Annotated in this window: 16 protein-coding genes; 7 read left to right on the forward strand and 9 right to left on the reverse strand. The window is 65.1% G+C overall.

From position 1 onward, the window contains the following. Positions 1-12: 12 nt before the first annotated feature. The 5 genes from QYR03_RS05840 to upp form a co-directional block, all read right to left on the reverse strand. Entirely contained in the window at positions 13-3453 is a 3441-nt protein-coding gene (locus QYR03_RS05840; RefSeq protein WP_301713151.1) for a pyruvate carboxylase, read from the reverse strand. Between the two features lie 640 nt (positions 3454-4093). Next, the gene (locus tag QYR03_RS05845; RefSeq protein ID WP_301713152.1) at positions 4094-5500 is read right to left on the reverse strand and encodes an NAD(P)H-quinone dehydrogenase; all 1407 of its coding nucleotides are present in this window, start codon (positions 5498-5500) and stop codon (positions 4094-4096) included. 126 nt (positions 5501-5626) lie between these two features. After that, positions 5627-6811, reverse strand: coding sequence for an amidohydrolase (locus QYR03_RS05850; protein WP_301713153.1), 1185 nt, complete (start codon positions 6809-6811; stop codon positions 5627-5629). 129 nt (positions 6812-6940) lie between these two features. Then, positions 6941-7327, reverse strand: a complete 387-nt coding sequence (locus QYR03_RS05855) for a helix-turn-helix domain-containing protein (RefSeq protein ID WP_301713161.1) — start codon at positions 7325-7327, stop codon at positions 6941-6943. 83 nt (positions 7328-7410) lie between these two features. Then, positions 7411-8046 carry a uracil phosphoribosyltransferase gene (upp, locus tag QYR03_RS05860; protein ID WP_301713154.1) on the reverse strand — a complete coding sequence of 212 codons (636 nt, stop codon included), beginning with the start codon at positions 8044-8046 and terminating at the stop codon, positions 7411-7413. Positions 8047-8117: 71 nt separating this feature from the next. On the opposite strand from upp, the gene QYR03_RS05865 reads away from it, so the two are divergent. From QYR03_RS05865 to QYR03_RS05875, 3 genes are read left to right on the forward strand one after another with little or no spacing between them, the layout of a single operon-like run. After that, positions 8118-8402 carry a hypothetical protein gene (locus QYR03_RS05865; RefSeq protein WP_301713155.1) on the forward strand — a complete coding sequence of 95 codons (285 nt, stop codon included), beginning with the start codon at positions 8118-8120 and terminating at the stop codon, positions 8400-8402. Continuing rightward, positions 8399-9403, forward strand: a complete 1005-nt coding sequence (locus QYR03_RS05870) for a C40 family peptidase (protein WP_301713156.1) — start codon at positions 8399-8401, stop codon at positions 9401-9403. The genes QYR03_RS05865 and QYR03_RS05870 overlap by 4 nt, the downstream gene beginning before the upstream one ends. Before the next feature lie 39 nt (positions 9404-9442). After that, positions 9443-10681, forward strand: a complete 1239-nt coding sequence (locus tag QYR03_RS05875; protein ID WP_301713157.1) for a hypothetical protein — start codon at positions 9443-9445, stop codon at positions 10679-10681. Positions 10682-10844: 163 nt separating this feature from the next. Here QYR03_RS05875 and QYR03_RS05880 read toward each other — a convergent pair whose 3' ends face one another. Continuing rightward, positions 10845-11516 (reverse strand): VIT family protein, encoded by a 672-nt coding sequence (locus QYR03_RS05880; RefSeq protein ID WP_301713162.1) that lies wholly within the window; start codon positions 11514-11516, stop codon positions 10845-10847. A 275-nt stretch (positions 11517-11791) separates the two neighbouring features. Here QYR03_RS05880 and QYR03_RS05885 point away from each other — a divergent pair, with 275 nt between their 5' ends. Continuing rightward, a complete protein-coding gene (locus tag QYR03_RS05885; RefSeq protein ID WP_301713158.1) occupies positions 11792-13162 on the forward strand; it encodes a D-alanyl-D-alanine carboxypeptidase family protein in 1371 nt (456 codons plus the stop codon). Here QYR03_RS05885 and QYR03_RS05890 read toward each other — a convergent pair. Next, positions 13122-14207, reverse strand: coding sequence for a YhjD/YihY/BrkB family envelope integrity protein (locus QYR03_RS05890; RefSeq protein ID WP_301713159.1), 1086 nt, complete (start codon positions 14205-14207; stop codon positions 13122-13124). The two genes, QYR03_RS05885 and QYR03_RS05890, sit on opposite strands and share 41 nt — an antisense overlap. 147 nt (positions 14208-14354) lie before the next feature. Then, on the reverse strand, positions 14355-15413 hold the full coding sequence (gene trpS, locus QYR03_RS05895) for a tryptophan--tRNA ligase (protein WP_259849876.1): 1059 nt from the start codon (positions 15411-15413) through the stop codon (positions 14355-14357). A gap of 120 nt (positions 15414-15533) precedes the next feature. On the opposite strand from trpS, the gene QYR03_RS05900 reads away from it, so the two are divergent. Then, complete coding sequence (locus QYR03_RS05900; protein WP_259849878.1) at positions 15534-15878, forward strand: type II toxin-antitoxin system Phd/YefM family antitoxin; 345 nt, start codon at positions 15534-15536, stop codon at positions 15876-15878. A gap of 5 nt (positions 15879-15883) precedes the next feature. Continuing rightward, entirely contained in the window at positions 15884-16288 is a 405-nt protein-coding gene (locus QYR03_RS05905; RefSeq protein ID WP_259849879.1) for a type II toxin-antitoxin system VapC family toxin, read from the forward strand. 4 nt (positions 16289-16292) lie between these two features. Here the strand turns inward: QYR03_RS05905 and QYR03_RS05910 are convergent, their stop codons facing one another. Continuing rightward, entirely contained in the window at positions 16293-17198 is a 906-nt protein-coding gene (locus tag QYR03_RS05910) for an exodeoxyribonuclease III (protein WP_259849881.1), read from the reverse strand. Between the two features lie 117 nt (positions 17199-17315). On the opposite strand from QYR03_RS05910, the gene QYR03_RS05915 reads away from it, so the two are divergent. Next, complete coding sequence (locus QYR03_RS05915; RefSeq protein ID WP_259849883.1) at positions 17316-19529, forward strand: NADP-dependent isocitrate dehydrogenase; 2214 nt, start codon at positions 17316-17318, stop codon at positions 19527-19529. Positions 19530-19574: the final 45 nt, after the last annotated feature.

Raw genomic sequence — 19574 nt, forward strand, 5'->3', positions numbered from 1 at the left:
CGTCCGCGGTTCTTAGCGGATCACCGCGACGAGGTCGCCGCCCTCCACCTTGGTGGCCTGGGTGAAGGCGATGTGCTCGATCACGCCGTCCTTCGGGGCGGAGATGGATGCCTCCATCTTCATCGCTTCGATGGACGCGACCTGGTCACCGGCGGAAACGGTGTCGCCTTCCTTGACGGTTATGTTGACGACACCGGCGAACGGGGCGGCCACGTGGTTCGGGTTGCCCGGATCGGCCTTCTCCACATCTGCGACGGAGGACTCGGCGTTCTCGTCGCGGACCATCACCGGACGGATCTGACCGTTGACGTTGATGATCACGCGGCGCATGCCCTTCTCGTCCGGCTCGCCCACTGCATCCAGGCGGACCACCAGCGGCGTCTGCTGCTTCTCCAAGTCGCCGAACCAGATCATGGTCTCCTCGCCCTCCTGGAGGCCGTAGAAGAACGTCTTGTCGGCGAGCTGGTCGGTGAAGCCGTAGGTGCGGCGGTGCTCCAGGAACTCGTTGTACTGCTTCGGGAACAGCAGCTTGTCCAGGCCGGCGCGGCGGACACGGTGGTTATCGGACTGCAAGTCCTGCGCCAGATCCTCCGGAACCTCGGTGAGTGCCGGGGTCTCCTTGCGGCCGCCGAGCGCGCGGTCGCGCAGCTCCGGCCAGCCTCCCGGAGGGGTGCCCAACTCGCCGCGGAGGAAGCCGATGACGGAATCCGGGATATCGAATTTCTGCGGATCCTGCGCGAACTCCTCCGGGTCCACGCCTGCGCCGACGAGGTGCAGAGCCAAGTCGCCGACGACCTTGGAGGACGGGGTCACCTTGGTCGGGCGGCCGAGCATCTCGTTGACAGCTGCGTAGTAGTCCTCGATCAGCTCGAAGCGGTCGCCCAGGCCCAGCGCCACGGCCTGCGTGCGCAGGTTGGACAGCTGGCCGCCCGGAATCTCGTGGCGGTAGACGCGGCCGGTCGGGCCCGGGATGCCGGACTCGAACGGAGCGTAGAGCTGGCGCACGCCCTCCCAGTACGGCTCGAGGTTGCTGACCGCCTCGAGGGACAGGCCCGTGTCGCGCTCGGTGTTGGCGAAGGCCGCGACGAGAGCGGACATGGACGGCTGCGAGGTGGTTCCGGCCAGCGGCGCCGACGCGACATCCACCACGTCCGCGCCGGCGTTAGCGGCGGCGAGGTAGGTGGCCAGCTGGCCGCCGGCGGTGTCGTGGGTATGCACGTGCACGGGCAGGTCGAAGCGCTCGCGCAGGGCGGAAACCAGCTTCGCGGCCGCCGCCGGGCGCATCAGGCCCGCCATGTCCTTGATCGCCAGGACGTGGGCGCCGGTGGCGACGATCTCGTCGGCCAGGCGCAGGTAGTAGTCGAGGGTGTACAGGTCCTCGTCCGGGTCCATCAGGTTGCCCGAGTACGCCATGGCGACCTCGGCCACGGTGGTCTGGGTGTCCAGCACAGCGTCGATGGCCGGGCGCATCTGGGAAACGTCGTTAAGCGCGTCAAAGATGCGGAAGATGTCCACGCCGGTGGACGCCGCTTCCTTCACGAATGCTGTGGTCACGGAATCCGGGTACGGCGTGTAGCCGACGGTGTTGCGGCCGCGCAGCAGCATCTGGATATTCATGTTCGGCATCGCGTCGCGCAGCTCCTCCAGGCGTGTCCACGGCGATTCGTGGAGGAAGCGCATGGCCACGTCGTAGGTGGCGCCGCCCCACGCCTCGACGGAGGTCAGCTCCGGGGTGAGGTGTCCGACATGCTTCGCAGCGGCGACGAGGGTGTTCGTGCGCACGCGAGTGGCCAGCAGGGACTGGTGCGCGTCGCGGAAGGAGGTGTCGGTGACGCCGAGCGCGGTCTGGTTGCGCAGGTTCTCAGCCCACTTCTGCGGGCCGAACTCGCGCAGGTCGTCGCGCGCGCCGCGCGGGGTGGACTCGTAGTCCAGCGGCGGCAGCTTCTCGCTCGGACGGATATTCGTCGGGCGCGGACCGTTCGGCTGGTTCACCGTCACCCACGCCAGATAATCGAGGATGCGGCCGGCCTCGTCCGGGGCCGCCGGGGCCTCGAGCAGCAGCGGGTGGTCCGCGATAAAGCTGGTGGCGATGCGCTTGTTGATGAAGTCGGGCTCGCTGAGCAGCGCGCGCAGGAAGCCGATATTGGTGGACACGCCGTTGACGGAGAACTCATTGAGCGCGCGGCGGGCACGCGCCACAGCAGTTTCGAAATCCTTGCCGCGGCAGGTCATCTTGACCAGCAGCGAGTCGAAATTCGGGGTGATTTCACCGCCGACAGAAATGCTGCCGTCGAGGCGCACGCCGGCACCGCCCGGGGAACGGTAGCCGGTGATCACGCCGGAATCGGGGCGGAAGCCGTTGTTCGGGTCCTCGGTGGTGATGCGGCACTGCAGTGCGGCGCCGGTCACGGTCACGTCCTCCTGGCGCAGGCCCAGCTGCTCCAGCGTCGCGCCGGCGGCGATGTGCATCTGGGACTTCACGATGTCCACGCCGGTGACTTCCTCCGTCACCGTGTGCTCGACCTGCACGCGCGGGTTCATCTCGATGAAGACGTGGTTGCCCTTCTCATCCACCAGGAACTCGACGGTGCCGGCGCCCTGGTAGTTGATGTGGCGGCAGAAATTCACCGCGTCGCTGCAAATCCGTTCGCGCTGCTCCTCGGTGATGTGCTGCGCAGGCGCGATCTCCACGACCTTCTGGTGGCGGCGCTGCACGGAGCAGTCGCGCTCAAAAAGGTGGATGACATCGCCGGAGGCGTCGCCCAGGATCTGCACCTCGATGTGCTGCGGGTTGATCACGGCGCGCTCGAGGTACACATTCGCATCGCCGAACGCGGCCTCGGCCTCACGCGACGCTTCAGCGGCCAGGTTCTTCAGGTCCTCCCGCTTTTCGACGAAGCGCATGCCCCTTCCGCCGCCGCCCGACACAGCTTTGACGAAGACGGGGAACTCGAAATCGTCCGCCCAGCTGACCAGTTCGTCGATATCGGTGGTGGCCTCGGAGTCCTTGAGCACCGGCAGGCCCGCCTGTTCGGCGGCGCGGACTGCCGCGGCCTTGTCGCCGGTCAGATCCAGCGTCTCTGCGGTCGGGCCGATGAAGGTGATGCCGCGCTCTTTGCACGCACGCGCCAGGTCGGCGCGCTCGGAGAGGAAGCCGTAGCCCGGGTAGACCGCATCTGCGCCAGTCTTCTCGGCGGCGCGGATGATCTCGTCGATGGACAGGTAGGCGCGGACCGGCTGTCCCTCGTCGCCGATCTGCACTGCCTCGTCCGCGAACGGACGGTGGAAGGAGTGGCGGTCCTCGCGGGGGTAGACCGCGACGGTGTTTGCTCCCGTCTCAAAGGCCGCGCGGAAAGCGCGCACCGCGATCTCGCCGCGGTTGGCGACAAGAATCTTGTTGAATGTGGGCAGGTGCGCCGATTCGGTTCCGGCCGTGTGGTCAGGACCAGTCATGGATTTCTCCCCTAAAATAGATAGGTGCATTACCACCCAACGATTCTAAAGGCTGGGTGTGGCCGTGGCCCTGTGACCTCCACTACTCTTTCGGCTCAGCGCGCCGAGTGCACTCCGCGATCTGCCGCACAAATGACTACGCTGCAGGTTCCCGAGCCCACCTATGAAGTCGCCCGCTCGAAGCGACAAAAAGGTAAAGAATAATTGGGTAGATTAGGGAAGCTAATGAGATTCCACCGTTAAAATACCCAATAACGCTAGGTATGTAAGCCACGAAGAATACGAGGAAAGACTTATTCATGAAGTCTTTCGGAGCGTTTCGCGCATGCTTTGGAACAAAGTAAAATAGTGGCCCAAAGACTATTGCATCAGTGACAAACCCTAACGCAGAGCCAACACCAGATTCCGCGTTAACGATGCAAGAGTATGACAAACCTACAGCAGGTATTGACAGGGCCAGAAGCCATATGAGGTTAAGGCCCTTTTCCCTCTTTGTCATTTCTGACAAACCTCCTGTCAACGTTGTCACGAATTGGGCCACCGCAGCGAGAGGACTATTTACGGCGAAAGTTTATACTTTTTATATTTCGCCGGGGGTTTATACAGCTTATATTTCCGCTCTACCTGGCCTTTTCGGCGCTTAGTTCAGGTCGGTCTTGTGCACCAGGCGGCGTGCGGCCTCGGTGATGGAGCCGGACAGGGACGGGTAGACCGCCATGGAATTGGCCAGCTGTTCGACCGTGAGGTGGTTTGTCACGGCGATGGTCAGCGACAGGATCAGCTCGGAGGCGGTCGGGGCGACGATCACGCCGCCGAGCACCTGGCCGGATCCCTTGCGGGCGAAGATCTTCACAAAACCGGTCTTGAGCGAACGCATCTTCGCGCGCGGGTTGGTGGCCAGGTCGAGCTTGATGATGTCGGCGGAGTACTCACCGTTGTGGATCTGCTGCTCCGTGATGCCCACCGCAGCGATCTCCGGGCGGGTGAACACGGCGTTGCCGACGGTACGGATGCGCAGCGGCTCCACGCCCTCGCCGAGCGCGTGATACATGGCGATGCGGCCCTGCATCGCGGCGACGGATGCCAGCGGCATGAGATCGGAGCAGTCGCCGGCGGCGTAGATGCCGGAGACGTTGGTGCGGGAAACGCGGTCGACGTGAATGTGGCCGGACGGGGTGACGTCGACTCCCTGGGACTCGAGCTGCAGGTCCTTCGTGTTCGGAATGGAACCGATGGACATCAGGCAGTGGGAGCCGGTGATCTCGCGGCCGTCGTTGGTGCGGACGATGACGCCGTCGCCGGTGTTGTCCACGCTGTCCACGCGGGCGTCCTTCACCAAGGTCACGTCGCGGTTGGACAGGACCTGCTCCAGCACGTCGGCGGCGTCCGCGTCGTCGTGCGGCAGGATGCGGTCGGAAGAGCCGACCATGGTCACCTTCACGCCCAGCTCAGCGTAGGCGGAGACGAACTCCGCACCGGTCACGCCGGAACCGACCACGACGAGGTGCTCCGGCATCTCGATCAGGTCGTACATCTGCTGCCAGTTCAGGATGCGGCGGCCGTCCGGCTTCGCCTTCGGCAGCACGCGCGGGGAGGCGCCGGTAGAGATCAGGACCATGTCGCAGTCGATAGTCTCCACCGTGCCGTCGTTGTGCTCCACCTCGACGCGGTGGGTGGTGTGGCCTTCCTGCTTCTCGGCGAAGCGGCCGCGGCCGTTGATCAGGTGCACGCCGGCGCGCTGGACCTGGTTGCGGATATCGCGGGACTGCTCGGAGGCGAGGGCGACCACGCGGTTGTTGAGTGCTGGGACTGACAGGTTCACATCGCCCAGGCCGTGCTTGAGGCCCATGGCATCAGCGCGGCGGAGGTCGGTCTTGATGTTCGTGCCTGCGATGAAGCCCTTGGACGGAACCACGTCGCGCAGAATGCCGGAGCCGCCGACACCGAGATCCTCGACCAACGTGATGTCCGCACCGTACGAACTACCGACGAGTGCCGCCTCGTAGCCGCCCGGGCCGCCGCCGATAATCACGATCTTTTTGGACACGCGTGTCTCCTTTTTGCGCTTCACGTCTGCAGGGTTACCGGAAGACCACTGTAGCTGCCAGGCACACATGCCGCCGACCGGGCTGCCGGTAGAGACCAGAACGCGCGCTGAGCTGGGCTGGGTAGCTTAGAGCGAGGTGGACTCGGCGAGCCCACCCTCATAGCGCTCGACCAGGGAGCCGAACAGGCGCACGCCGACGTCGATGCAACGCTCGTCGACGATGATGTCTCCGCGGTGCAGATCGAATTTCGGACCGGTGCCCTGCCAGCAGCCGAGACGGGCCATGGAGCCGGGCACGTGCTCGAGGTACCAGGAGAAATCCTCGCCGCCACTCGACTGCGGAGCCTGCACCACCGAATGCGGGTCCACCGACTGCGCGGCGCCGGCCAGGGCCGCGGTGGCCACGTCGTCGTTCATCACGGGCGGCACGCCGCGGGTGTAGGACAATTCGTACTGGCAGCCGGTGGGGGCGACCACTGCGTCGATAAGCTCGTGCATGAGCGGCTCCAACGTGCGCCACGTGCCGATGTCCTGCGTGCGGATGGTGCCGGAGATGCGCCCCGTTTTCGGCACCGCGTTCGCCGCGAACCCGGCCTCGATCTGGCCGAAGACCAGCACAGTGCCCGTGCGCGGGTCGACCCGGCGCGAGAGCAGCCCCGGCAGCTGGGTGACCAGGCTGCCCAGGGTGTACACCACGTCCGAGGTCAAGTGCGGGCGCGAAGTGTGGCCGCCGGGGCCGGTGACATCGATACGCAGCACGTCCGCTGCCGAGGTGATTGCGCCGGTGCGCACACCGACCTGGCCGACGCGCAGCTTCGGCTCAGCGTGAACGGCGTAGATGCTGGCCACCCCGTTCAGTCCGCCCCACTCGATCACGTCGCGGGCGCCGCCGTCCATCACTTCTTCAGCGGGCTGGAAGATGATGCGCACGCCGAACGGGAGGTCCATCTCGGACAGGGCGCAGGCGAGCGCCAGGCAGATCGTGGTGTGCACGTCATGGCCGCACGAATGCGAAATGCCCGGGGTGCGCGAGGCGAACGGCAGGCCGGAGACCTCCTCGACCCGCAGCGCGTCGATGTCGGCGCGGAAGCCCAGCCGCTCGTCGCTTTCCGGCCCCAGGTCCACGTACAGGCCAGTCTCGGGGAAGAGCTGCGGCTCGAGCCCCCGCTCTTTCAGGATGCCGGCGATGAACTGGGTTGTCTCAATCTCCGCATGGGACAACTCCGGATGTGAATGCAGATGACGGCGCCAACCGATGACCTCGTCGCGGTGCGCCGCCAACCATGCGTCCACCTGAGCCGCTAACCCCACGCTGCACTCCCCTTCCGCCTCGACGGGCACTCTCGACGATCATCTTCGCGTTAACGCTATGCGAAGAAGTGTACAACTAGACCAAGCTGTACAGACAGTCGGGGCGGAAAATCCTCTGCGCCGGCCCCTTCACGCCAGCGGGGCGAAAGGCTGCGTATCCTCCGGACGCACCGGCCACGAGAGCTTCGTGGACAATCCATGCCCCTTTTTCTCCACCGCCCGTTCGACTGCCTCCCAGCACATGCCACCGACTTCTTCCCCCGCGGCCGGCAGCAGCACGGCAGGCGGGACGCGCAGCGCGTACGAGAGACGGTAAATCGTGCTCATCGTCGGATCCGACGTGCGTGCCCCGCCCGACTGGTTGCGCTCCAAGTTGGACACCACACTGCGCGACAACCCCGCCAGCTCAGCCAGCCTGACCTGGCTGATCCCCCTCATGACGCGCAGTTGCCGCAGGCGCGTGGACAGGCTATATCCGAAACTCGCCCAGTGCGTTGACGGCAAAACCTCATCCACCTTCAAGTCCCCCCTTAAGTTTTTAAGCTTTCTTTTAAGTTGGAGGTTAGACCATAGGTGTGAGCCTTGCCACAATTAAATTTTTATAGGTGAATATTTCTCGGACCATACAGACGGTCGCCCGCGTCCCCCAACCCCGGAACGATGTACGCATCGTCGTTCAGCGCCGGATCCACAGCCGCGGTGATCAGCCGCAGCGGCACCCCCATCTCCGCCAAACGGCCCACGCCCGGCTGCGCCGAAACGACGCAGATCACAGTGATGTCGTCCGCGCCGCGGGCCGTCAGCAACTCGATGGCGTGCACGAGCGAACCACCCGTCGCCAGCATCGGATCCACCAGGTACACCGGCTGGCCGGACAGGTCGTCGGGCAGCGCCTCCAGGTACGGCACCGGCTCATGGGTCGTCTCGTCACGCGCGAGACCGATGAAGCCGACCTGCGCGTCCGGGATCATCGACAGCGCCGGATCCACCAGGCCCAAGCCCGCACGGATCACCGGCACAATGATAGGCGGATTCTTCAGCCGCGTGCCCTCCGCCGTGCCGACGGGCGTCGTGCAGTCGAAAGTCTCCGCCTCGAGGTCGCGCGACGCTTCGTACACGAGCATCGCCCCCAAGTCCGACAGGGCGGCGCGGAATCCCGAGTTGTTCGTGCGCTCGTCGCGCAAGCGGGTCAGACGTGCCTGGGCAAGCGGGTGGTCGATGATCGTGATCTCCATAGCCACCAATGCTATCGCGGAATTTTCCGTGCCGATGGAACCAGACGGGCGTTAGGCCAGTCCAATAAGGCATGCACATTTTGAATTTGGACACAGCCGCCACGGAAACCGACCTCGACTCACTACGCGCCGACGCCGATGCCCTCTCGCCCACTTCCCTGCCGTCTCTGCCGACGTCCGGCCCGCTCGCCGGGCTAGCTTCCGCAGTCACCAGCGCTGTCGCCGCCGCCAACGACCAAGCGGTCCTGCTCGGCGATGAGGCACGCCGGGTGGCGGACAACATGACGGTATTCAGCGGCAAGGCCTCGCTTATCGACGCCGCGGCGGCCCACACCTTCCAAGGCGTCCTCCCATGACCGCGGCGCTGAGCTCACCTGAAAGTTCTCTGGAGCTGGGGCTTCTACCGCTGCTCGCCGCGGCGGGGTCCACGCTGATCGAGCCGGTGCTGTGCTCCATTCTCGAGTCGGTGCCTGCTCCCCTACCGGAAATCACCATCGGCACCACACCCGATTTCGCCGCAGCCGGACCCCTCGCCGACCTCGTGGGCGCCGATCCCGACCGCCTGCTCACAGCCGCGGAGAACCTGGCGGCCGACCGCGGGGAGATCGAGAATGTGCTTTCCGACGCCGCGCCCGTCATCGCCGGCGCCGCCACCGACATCATCTCCACCGGGCAGCAATTCCTTCTCGACGCTGCCCCGCTCATTCCCGGTCTGCTTAGCGGCCCCGCCGGGTTCGGCGCCGCCCTCGAGCTGGCGGTGCTGGCGGGAGGGGCGCTGGGGGACGTCGACACGCGCCTGAGAGATCTCGAAACAGAGCTGGACCCGCTGGTCAAGCGTCTCGACGACCTGGTGGCCGACGCTGTATCCCGCGAGCCCCTCGTGCCGTCCGCCGGTGCGCAAACCGCTGAAGAAGAGCTCCGGGCCATGTCCACTGAGCCCGCCTCCCTGGACACCGCGGCGGCCGAGGCACCGGGCGCCCCCGCCGCCCCGGAAACGGCCCCCACAGGTGGCAGCGAGGCCGGGCGCGCCGCCGTCGACGCCGCGAAATCCATGGTGGGCACCCCATACGTGTGGGGCGGCAACGCGCCCGGCGGCTTCGACTGCTCCGGGCTGACCTCCTGGGCTTACCGGCAAGCCGGCGTGGAAATCCCGCGCACCGCCGAGAACCAGGCCGTCGGCCAGCAAGTCAGCTACGAGGATCTGCAGCCCGGCGATCTCGTCGTCTGGACTGGGCACGTGGCCATGTACGCCGGCGACGGAATGATGGTCGAAGCTGGCGACCCGGTGCAGATGAACCCAGTGCGCACCACCAATATTGGTATGCCGTTCAAGGGGTTCTGGCGTCCCACAGCCTAGCTCGGTGTTTCAGACACGGGTTTAGTAATGTGAATGCCCATGAATACGCGCGCGATTCTCCCGGTGAAGATCTCATTGACGGAGGGCGACTACTACACGCTCTGGGCCCCGACCTGGCGCCAAGGCGGCTCCGAATGGCAGGCATTCCTCGGCGACGCCGACGACGTCCTCGTCTTCGACAGCCCCGAGGCACTGCTGGTCTACCTCGAGGACTACAAGGACCACGACCTCGCCGACCACCCCAAGTGGGAGGCTTTCCAGTCCGGCGGCGACGACCGCGTCGTGCCCGGCGAGAAGAACACCTACGACATCGTCGGCCTGCCCCACTTCCTGGCCGGCCGCCCGAGCCACGAGAACGTCTCGGCGGTCTCCCGCACGTTCCAGCTCGCACGCTCCCTCGCCGAGGTCGCCAGCGCCCAGGACGCGTCCATCTTCTTCGCGTCCCACTCCATCCTCAACAACGTCCACCGCGGCCACGAGCACTATGCCGGCGAGACCGGCCTCGACGAGTGGTCCGGGGTCGGCCGCGCCGTGCTGGCCAACTGGGAAAGCGTCGTCGCCTCTCTGGATGATGCCGTCCGCCTCGTCGCGGACGATGAGCTGGATTCCAGCCGCGTGAAGGCCGCCGCGGACGACATCGCCGCTGCGACCGACGCGCGCGAAGAGCAGCGCGCCAAGGCCGAGAAGGAAGCCGAAGAAGCCCGCGCCGCCGCCGACCCCTACGACTCCTCCGCCTGGGCCGAGGCCGGCATCGACCCCGTCAAGATCACAGTCCAGGGCAAGGGCGTCTACACCATGCGCACCTACATCGGCGACGCCCCCGTGTTCCTGGGCAAGTTCGGCGAGATCTTCACCTTCCCCACCGCAAAGCACATGCTGCGCTGGATCGTCGACAACGACGACCACGAGCTCGCCCGCGTGAGCACCTGGACCGACCTGCAGAACCTCGCCAACGCCGGCGAGCTCGAGGTCACCGTCCACCCAGACAACTCCTATTCCCTCAACGGCATCGCCTCCGACATCGAGAAGGGCGTGGACGCCGTGGACACCCAGCAGATGTCCAAGGCCTACGAGCTCATGGCCGACGCCGCTGACTGGGCCGACGACGACTCCCTGAACTCCTACCTGCTGGCCAACCCCCGCATGCAGGACTACCTCGCCTACATGCTGGGGTCCACCGAGGCTGCCGGTTACGTCCCGTCCGCCCCGTTCAACGACAAGGCCGACGGCTGGCGCGAGCTCGAGGAGCTTCTGGTCAAGCGCTTCTCCAAGTTCTAGGGCCGCCGGGCCGAAACCTAAATGTTAACCCTAAAACTTAGTTTCCCCTGGTCGCTGAAACGGAGCTCAAACGCCCACCTGGGATAACTAAGTTTTGGGGTTAACAACTGGATCTAACAACCAGGGCTACCCCGGCCAACCCTTACCACTGCGGCCCCCAGCGCTACCCGATCGCGGTGCCGAAGAGCGAGCCGACTAGGAAGGTCGCCGCGAGCGCCAGCCCGCCGCCGACAACCAGGCGGACAACTGCCCTGCCCGGCTTCGCCCCACCGAGCTTGGCGGAGATGGCGCCAGTGACGGCCAAGGCGATCAGGGTGACCACGACGCACACCGCGACGCGGGTGGTGCCGGCACCGAGCATGATCGCGGCGAGCGGGAGCAGCGCGCCGACGAAGAAGGAGAGGAACGAGGCGATCGCAGCCGACCAGGGGCTGACGATGTCTGCTTCATCAATGCCGTAGTGGACTTCCAGGTGGGCCGCCAGCGGATCCTTCTGGGTGCGCTCGCGCGCGACCGCCACAGCTGTCTCCGGGGATAGTCCGTCGTTCTTGTACGCCTGGACGAGGTGCTGGAATTCTGCCTCCGGGTCCTTGGCCTGCAGCTCGCGCTCGTTTTCAACGGCTGCCTTCTCCGCATCGCGCTGGGAGGACACCGAGACGTATTCGCCCAGTGCCATCGAGATCGCGCCGCCGACGAGGGCAGCCAGGCCAGCGGTGAAGATCTCCCGGGTGCTCGACGTAGCACCGGCCACACCCACAACGACTGCGGCGGTGGACACGATACCGTCGTTGGCGCCCAGCACCGCAGCGCGGAGCCGGTTCAGCTTCTCCCCCATACCGTGGGTCTCAACTTCGACCTCCGGGAAATCGGATTGCTTCATGTACCCGGAGGCGCCGGCAGCTCCGGACGGGCGTGTATCAGTTGCGGCAATGTTTTCTTTATCACTCATGTTTTTGGTTGTACGCGAAAGATTCCCCACCCCGCAAGCAAGTTAGCACTAACTAACCGCAGGTGAGAGGGCATTTTCTAGGTAAGGCTACGCTTCATTTTCCACATTGTGAGCGGGTCGGAAAACCGATTGAAAGACTGCGGCCCTAGACTTATCGCACGATGAAAAAGACGCTCTCGCTCGCGCTAACTGCAGCTATCGCCCCCGCCGCAATCCTCCCGGCATCCGTAATCCCGCACACATCCGCCCAGGAAGCGGAATCCGCCGCCACCGCGGCCCCCCAACCAGGAGCAGCGCCCGGAACCGACGGCGAAGCCGGCGCTGACGCCCAGGCAGAGGCCACCGACGAGGATGCCCCGCACTACCCGGACCCGCGCGAGGAGGCCCCGAACACGGACCAGTGCCCGAATGCCACACTGCCGCCGGAGCCCGTGAGCACCTCCGAGCGCGTCGCACCCGGGGCGAGCTCCCCCGCACCGCTGCCGGTCACGTACGACGGACCGTGCGGCGTCATCGCGCCGGACGGCTTCAACGTCAGCGATAAGGTTCTGGCCACCTCGTGGCTGGTCGCGGATGCGGACACAGGCGACGTGATCGCGATGAAGGACCCGCACGGGCGCTACCGCCCAGCGTCGATCATCAAGGTGCTGCTGGCCCTGGTGGCGATTGACGAGCTGCCGCTGGACAAGGTCGTCACCGTCAGTGAAGAGTCCGCCGGCCAGGAAGGCTCCGCGGTGGGTCTCGGCCCGAACGGCAAGTACACCGTCGACGACCTGCTGCACGGTCTGCTGATGGTGTCGGGCAACGACGCCGCGCACGCGCTAGCGCAGGAGCTCGGCGGCGACGAGGAGACACTGCGCAAGGTCAACGACAAAGCCGCCGAGCTGGGCCTGAAGGACACCCGCGCCGCGAGCTACTCCGGTCTCGACGGCCCGGGCATGTCAACATCCGCGTGGGATATGGGCATCGCGTACTCCGCGGCGTACAAGAACCCCACGTTCAGCGAAATCATCGCGACTGAGATGTACCCGTTCCCCGGCTACCCGGGCCCGGACGGTGAGGATGTCCCGGGATTCGACGTCTACAACGACAACAAGCTCTACCTCAACGACCCGGATGGCATTGGCGGCAAGACAGGCTACACGGACGACGCGAAGCACACGTTCGTCGGCGCGCTCGACCGGGACGGCCGCCGCCTCATGGCCGTGGTGCTGGACACCACCATCGACAAGGGGCGCGCGTGGGAGCAGACACAGGACCTCATCCACGAGGGGTACAGGTTCAGCTCGGATGACGCCGTCGCATCGCTTGCCGACGCCCCCGCCGACCCCTCCAACACCGGCACCCCCGTCACCGACGCACCCGACCAGGACGGCAAGAACAGCAGAGCTGGTCAAGCCAGTGAAAACGCCGAAGACGGCGATACCCTCCCGTGGGAAGGAATCGCCGTCTTCGGTGGCGTGCTCGTCCTCGCGGGACTCGCTACATGGCTCAGTCTCGCGTCAGCAAAGAAACGGCGGCAACGCCGATAGCGCCCAGGGCAGCACCGATGCCGATATCGCGGCCGGTGTTGTCCTTATCGTTGACGCCGGCACGGATATTGATCACTGCCGGTTCCGGAACCGCTGGCTCCTCCAGAGCCAGGGACTCCTCCGTCGTCGCCGTCCACGCGGAGACGTAGAGGACCACGCGCCAGACCAAGTAGAGCACGACCATCAGGGAGATGATCGGACCGAACAAGGCACCGGCCGGGTTGCTCGTGGCCGAACCGATGATCACGGTGGAGAACTGCTTGATCAGCTCGAAGATCACTGCACCGACCAGGGCACCCTTGAAGCCCGACTTCAGCGGCACCTTGGTGCGCGGCATGAACACGACCATCCACCAGAACACCAGGAAGTTAGCGAGGACACCGGCGACCAGACCCGCCAGCCACACCACGAAACGCGCGCCCGGGAAATTACCGATGCCGAAGTGCTCCATCGCCGTGGTGGTCAGGCTGGACGAACCGACAGCGGTCACGCCGAAAGCGAGGATGAGCAAAACCAGCAGGCCGATAAGGGCGACCAGGTCCCACAGCTTCTTGGTCACGAAATTGCCGCCCTCGTCGGCATCCAGCGCCCACATCGCGGAGATACCGGTGCGCAGGTGGTTCATCCACCCCAGTCCCGACCACAGCGTCGTCAGCAAACCGATGCCGGCGACAGCGCCGCGCTGATCGATCGCCGTGGTGATGATCTCATTGACCATCCCACCCGTGTCACCCTCCAGGGAGTTGGTGATCTGCTCCTGAAGCTGGTCCATCAAATCCGGGCGAGCGGCCAGAACGAAGCCGATGCCGGCGAACAAGAGCATGACCAGCGGGAAGATCGACAGGACAGAGAAATAGGTGATGCCGGCTGCGAACTGGTTTCCGCCCTCCTCACCGAAGCGCTCGTTCATGCGCAGCAGGTGCGCCACCGGCGGAGCCTTCTCCTTCACCTTCTCCATCGCACCGTCATCTTGTTGGGTCGGGTGGGCGCGTTCAATGCCTTGCGCATCCGTGAAGCCCTCTCGGGGCGACGTGGCCGTTGCCATGGTGTGTGATCCAGTCCTTTCCTAAGTTTTGCCCATACATCGTAAAACACCGGCCAGATACCTGCGCCGTAATGCCATGTTGTGGCGAAGCAGGTGTCGGGCCGGTGTGGGGCAGGCGGGCGCTCCGCGTCCGTCGATAAGCGTGCTTTAACGACGCGGAGCGAGGAAGCCCGTCTTCTCGTAGACGTCGGCGAGCAACAGCTGCGCGATCTCACGGGCGCGGGCGGCACCCCGGGCGAGAATGTCCTCGAGCTGGGCGCGGTCGCCCATCAGCTCGTCATAACGCGCGCGCAACGGCGTGGTGAACGCCTCCAGCGCATCCGCCGTATCGCCCTTGAGCGCACCGTAGCCCTGACCTTCGTAACCGGCGACGATGGAGTCGATGCTCGCGCCCGTCAGCGCCGACTGGATAGCCAGCAGGTTGGACACGCCCGGCTTGCCCTCTCGGTCGAACGCGATCACGCCGTCGTTGTCCGTCACCGCCGACTTGATGCGCTTCGCCGAGGTCTTCGGCTCATCGAGCAGGTTGATGATGCCCTTCGGGTTCGAACCCGACTTGCTCATCTTCGACGTCGGGTCCTGCAGGTCGTAGATCTTCGCCGAACCCTCCGGGATGAAACCCTCCGGCACCACGAACGTCTTTCCGTAGCGGCCGTTGAAGCGCTCCGCCAGCGTGCGCGTCAGCTCCAGGTGCTGGCGCTGGTCCTCGCCCACCGGTACGAGCTGCGGTGAGTACAGCAGAATATCGGCCGCCATGAGCACCGGGTATGTGAACAGGCCCACCGACGTGCGGTCCTGGCCTTGCTTCGCCGACTTGTCCTTGAACTGCGTCATGCGGCTTGCCTCACCGAAGCCCGTCAGGCACTGCAGCACCCACGTCAGCTCGGCGTGCTCCGGCACGTGCGACTGGACGAACAACGTCGACTTATCCGGGTCGATGCCCAGCGCGATCAGCTGCGCCACGCCCTTCAACGTGCGCTCGCGCAGCTCCTTAGGGTTCTGCTCCACCGTGATCGCGTGCAGGTCCGGGATGAAGTAGAACGCCTCGAAGTCATCCTGCAGGTCAATCCACTGTTTCAACGCACCGAGGTAATTTCCCAGGTGGTACGAGTCCGCCGTCGGCTGGATTCCCGACAGGACGCGCTGGGTCCGTGCGCCGGTCTGGTTCTGGGATTCGGATGCGGAAGCATTGTCAGCAGCAGTCATGGGCAACAGTCTAGCGACCGCGCGAACCACCGCCTGTCATGGTCTCTTGGCCCCGCGCTGTCCACCGGGACCGCCAACGAACCCTTCCTTATGGTTCACCCCTGTTGCTACACTCGTAGCATGTCTGCCGCACCAGTTCCCAACTCGTCCGATCCGTCCGAATCCACTCCACATACTCCGAAGTCCGACAGCCCCAGCTACCCTTCTGAGCCGCGCACAATCCCGCAGCGTGAACTGCGCAACGACAGCGGAAGGATCCTCCGCGAGGTAGAGCAGGGCGCCGAATTCATCATCACCAACCGCGGGCGCCCAGTCGCTCGCCTGACCGGCCTCGGTGGCCCCTACCGTTCGCGGTTGACCTACACCCCGCCGTCGAAGCCGCAGGTCTTCAATACGGAGAACATGATCAAGCTCGATATCAGCACCGCAGAACTGCTCGATGGTCTCCGAGAAGAAAGGCTTTAACCGCCATGGATACCTGGTACTTGGACACATCTGCGGCAATGAAACTACTCGTGTTCGAGGAGGAATCTCCGGCCTTTGTCGAGGCCATCGACACTGAGAAACCGCTTCTCACGTCGTCGACGCTGCTCGTCACCGAGCTCAACCGCGCCCGCCAAAGACGCGCCTCGCTCGACGCATCATCGGTCAACGATCTGCTATTCCGCCTTCAGATTTTCGACCTCGATCGGCTGGCCTTCCAACACGCCGGCACCCTCCCCGGAAACCATCTCAGGTCGCTCGACGCTATCCACATCTCCGCCGCGATGCTGGGCGGCTGCACGACAATGGTGACGTACGACCACCGCATGGCCGAGGCCGCAGAGAGCAGCGGCCTCACAGTCATTTCGCCGGGGGCTGCGGCGAACCGGTAGCCCCCTAGCTGTACTCGACGAGCAGCGGGGAGTGGTCGGACCAGCGCTCCTCCACCGTCGCAGCCTTTTCTACCCAGGTGCGCTGAGCGCGCTCGAGCATGCTGGCGGTGACAGCCTGGTAGTCGATGCGCCAGCCTGCATTGTTGTTGAATGCCTGGCCGCGGTAGGTCCACCAGGTATACGGTGCGTCATCGGGCTGCAGGCGGCGAGCCACATCGAACCAGCGGGGCTCAGCGCAAGCAGCGCGGCGGAGATCACTGACGTAGTCCACAGCACCGAAGAAGCCGGCCTCATTCTTGGAATCGATGTCCTGGGCCTCGTCATCCGGGTAGCAGCCGAAGACTGAATCCATGAACGCGCGCTCCCCCGGCAAAAAGCCGGAGGACTTCTGGTTGCCCTTCCAGTTCTTCAGGTCCTCGCGGCGGTGGCAGATATTCCAGTCGCCGCCGATTACCATGTCCTTGTTCAGTTCGGCCCACTCGTCAAGCAGCGGCTCGAACTGGTCCAGGAAGCGCCACTTCTCGTCCTGCTTCTCCGTGCCGGTGCTTCCGGAGGGAAGGTAGAGGGAAGCGACCACAGTGCCGTCGTCAAGCGTGCCCGCGATGAAGCGGCCGGAATCCTCGAACTGCGGGATGCCGACGCGGACGTCGTCAAGCTCGGTGCGCGACGCGATGCCCACTCCCGCACGCCCCTTCGCCGCGGCCGGCGCGAAATAGACGTGCCAGCCCTGCTCGATGGCGGGCGCGAGCGCGGCCTCCGCCTGCTCCTGCGTCGCGCGGACCTCCTGCATCAGAACAACATCAGCCGTTGTCTCCTCAAACCAGGCGAGCATGCCCGGATTGTTCTCGTTGCGGACCTTCGTTGCCGCGCGAATGCCGTTGACGTTGACAGATGCGATATTGAGGCTCATGCGGGCCAACCTTACCGTGCGGTGCGCGGAGCCTAGTCGGCGGACCAAAAGCTAAGTGGGTACGCTGGTGGGCTGACACATTGAGAAATAGAACATTCTGATTATTTGAGGTGACCCATGGCCAAAATCATCTGGACCAAAACGGACGAAGCCCCGCTTCTAGCTACCTACTCCCTCAAACCGATCGTCGAAGCATTCGCCTCCAACGCAGGCGTGGATGTGGAGACCTACGACATCTCCCTGGCTGGCCGCATCCTCGCGCAGTTCCCCGACTACCTCGGTGAAGACCAGCGGGTACCCGACTACCTGTCCAAGCTCGGCGACCTGGCCGGAACGCGCGAAGCCAACATCGTGAAGCTGCCGAATATCTCTGCTTCCCTGGTCCAGCTGCGCAAGGCCATCAAGGAACTGCAGGACGCCGGCTTCGACATCCCCGACTACCCGGCCAACCCGACAAACAAGACGCAGGAAGACATCCGCGCGCGTTACGATGCCGTGAAGGGCTCCGCCGTCAACCCGGTCCTGCGCCAGGGCAATTCCGACCGCCGCGCACCGCGCTCAGTGAAGAACTTCGCCCGCAAGCACCCGCACTCTATGGGCGCATGGTCCGCTGATTCCAAGACCAACGTGGCCACGATGACAAGCGGCGACTTCCGCCACAACGAGAAGTCCGTCATCCTGGACAAAGACGACACTCTGACGATGAAGCTCGTCGGCGAGGACAAGGAGCGCGTCTTCCGCGACGATGTGAAGGTCGCCGCCGGCGACGTCATCGACGGCACCTTCATGTCCGTCAAGGCCCTCGACACCTTCCTCCTCGACGCCGTCAAGCGCGCCAAGGAAGAGAACATTCTCTTCTCCGTCCACCTCAAGGCCACCATGATGAAGGTCTCCGACCCCATCCTCTTCGGCCACGTCGTCCGCGCCTTCTTCAAGGACGTCTACGACAAGTACGGCGACGAGCTCCTCGAGGCGGGCCTCGACGGTGAGAGCGGCCTCGGCGCCATCTACAGTGGCCTGTCCGACTTGGAGAACGGCGAGGAGATCCGCAAGGCCTTCGACGACGCCATGGCCGCGGGTCCCTCCCTGGCGCAGGTCAACTCCGCCAAGGGCATCACCAACCTGCACGTTCCTTCCGACGTCATCGTCGACGCCTCCATGCCGGCGATGATCCGCACCTCCGGCCACATGTGGAACGCCGACGACCAGGAAGAGGACACCCTGGCCGTCATCCCGGATTCCTCCTACGCCGGTGTCTACCAGGCTGTCATCGACGACTGCCGCGCCAATGGCGCCTACGACCCGACCACCATGGGCACCTCCCCGAACGTCGGCCTCATGGCGCAGAAGGCCGAGGAGTACGGCTCCCACGACAAGACCTTCAAGATGCCTTTCGACGGCACCATGCAGATCGTCACCTCCGACGGCACCGTCCTGATGGAGCACACCGTGGAAAAGGGCGACATCTGGCGCTCCTGCCACACCGGCGGCCCCGCCATCGAGGACTGGGTGAAGCTGGCTGTCGACCGCGCCCGCAAGTCCGGCATGAAGACCGTCTTCTGGTTGGACCCGAAGCGCGCCCACGACACCAATATCCAGCAGATCGCCGAGAAGCAGCTCGCTGGCATGGACACCGACGGCCTGGACATCTCCTTCGCCTCCCCGGAAGAGGCCACCAAGATCACCGTCGACCGCATCCGCCGCGGCGAGGACACCATCTCGGTGACCGGTAACGTCCTGCGCGACTACAACACCGACCTCTTCCCCATCCTCGAGCTGGGCACCTCCGCCAAGATGCTCTCCGTCGTGCCGCTCATGGCCGGCGGCGGCCTGTTCGAGACCGGTGCCGGTGGCTCCGCCCCGAAGCACGTCCAGCAGGTTGAAGAGGAAAACCACCTGCGCTGGGATTCCCTCGGCGAGTACCTCGCCCTGACCGAGTCCTTCCGCCACGAGCAGGACAAGAACGACAACGCCCGCGCAGGCGTCCTGGGCGACACCCTGGACCGCGCCGTCGAGACCTTCCTCGACGAGGGCCGCTCCCCGTCCCGCAAGGCAGGCGAGATCGACGACCGTGGCTCCCACTACTTCATCGCCCGCTACTGGGCCGATGAGCTGGCGAAGCAGACCGACGACGCTGAGCTGGCGAAGGGCTTCGAGAAGATCGCCGGAGAGCTCCGCGACAACGAGGAGACGATCCTGCAGGAGCTTCTCGACGTCCAGGGCGGCCCCGCCGACCTCGGCGGCTACTACTGGTTCGACGACGCCAAGACCACCAAGGTCATGCGCCCGTCCGAGACCTTCAACCGCATCGTCGACGAGCTGGAGCGCTAGCAGCTCCCGACGCTGGGTCTGAGGCTGCGGCTGGGCCGGTGCCGG

The sequence above is a fragment of the Corynebacterium sp. P4-C1 genome, from assembly GCF_030503595.1.
Lineage (GTDB): Bacteria > Actinomycetota > Actinomycetes > Mycobacteriales > Mycobacteriaceae > Corynebacterium.

Coding starts and splice junctions, on each gene's coding strand:
- QYR03_RS05885 (WP_301713158.1), top strand. CDS start 11,792: ATGAAAAAGACGCTCTCGCTCGCGCTAACTGCAGCTATCGCCCCCGCC.
- QYR03_RS05840 (WP_301713151.1), bottom strand. CDS start 3,453: ATGACTGGTCCTGACCACACGGCCGGAACCGAATCGGCGCACCTGCCC.
- QYR03_RS05905 (WP_259849879.1), top strand. CDS start 15,884: ATGGATACCTGGTACTTGGACACATCTGCGGCAATGAAACTACTCGTG.
- QYR03_RS05900 (WP_259849878.1), top strand. CDS start 15,534: ATGTCTGCCGCACCAGTTCCCAACTCGTCCGATCCGTCCGAATCCACT.
- QYR03_RS05865 (WP_301713155.1), top strand. CDS start 8,118: ATGCACATTTTGAATTTGGACACAGCCGCCACGGAAACCGACCTCGAC.
- QYR03_RS05915 (WP_259849883.1), top strand. CDS start 17,316: ATGGCCAAAATCATCTGGACCAAAACGGACGAAGCCCCGCTTCTAGCT.
- QYR03_RS05880 (WP_301713162.1), bottom strand. CDS start 11,516: ATGGGGGAGAAGCTGAACCGGCTCCGCGCTGCGGTGCTGGGCGCCAAC.
- QYR03_RS05875 (WP_301713157.1), top strand. CDS start 9,443: ATGAATACGCGCGCGATTCTCCCGGTGAAGATCTCATTGACGGAGGGC.
- QYR03_RS05890 (WP_301713159.1), bottom strand. CDS start 14,207: ATGGCAACGGCCACGTCGCCCCGAGAGGGCTTCACGGATGCGCAAGGC.
- trpS (WP_259849876.1), bottom strand. CDS start 15,413: ATGACTGCTGCTGACAATGCTTCCGCATCCGAATCCCAGAACCAGACC.
- QYR03_RS05870 (WP_301713156.1), top strand. CDS start 8,399: ATGACCGCGGCGCTGAGCTCACCTGAAAGTTCTCTGGAGCTGGGGCTT.
- upp (WP_301713154.1), bottom strand. CDS start 8,046: ATGGAGATCACGATCATCGACCACCCGCTTGCCCAGGCACGTCTGACC.
- QYR03_RS05910 (WP_259849881.1), bottom strand. CDS start 17,198: ATGAGCCTCAATATCGCATCTGTCAACGTCAACGGCATTCGCGCGGCA.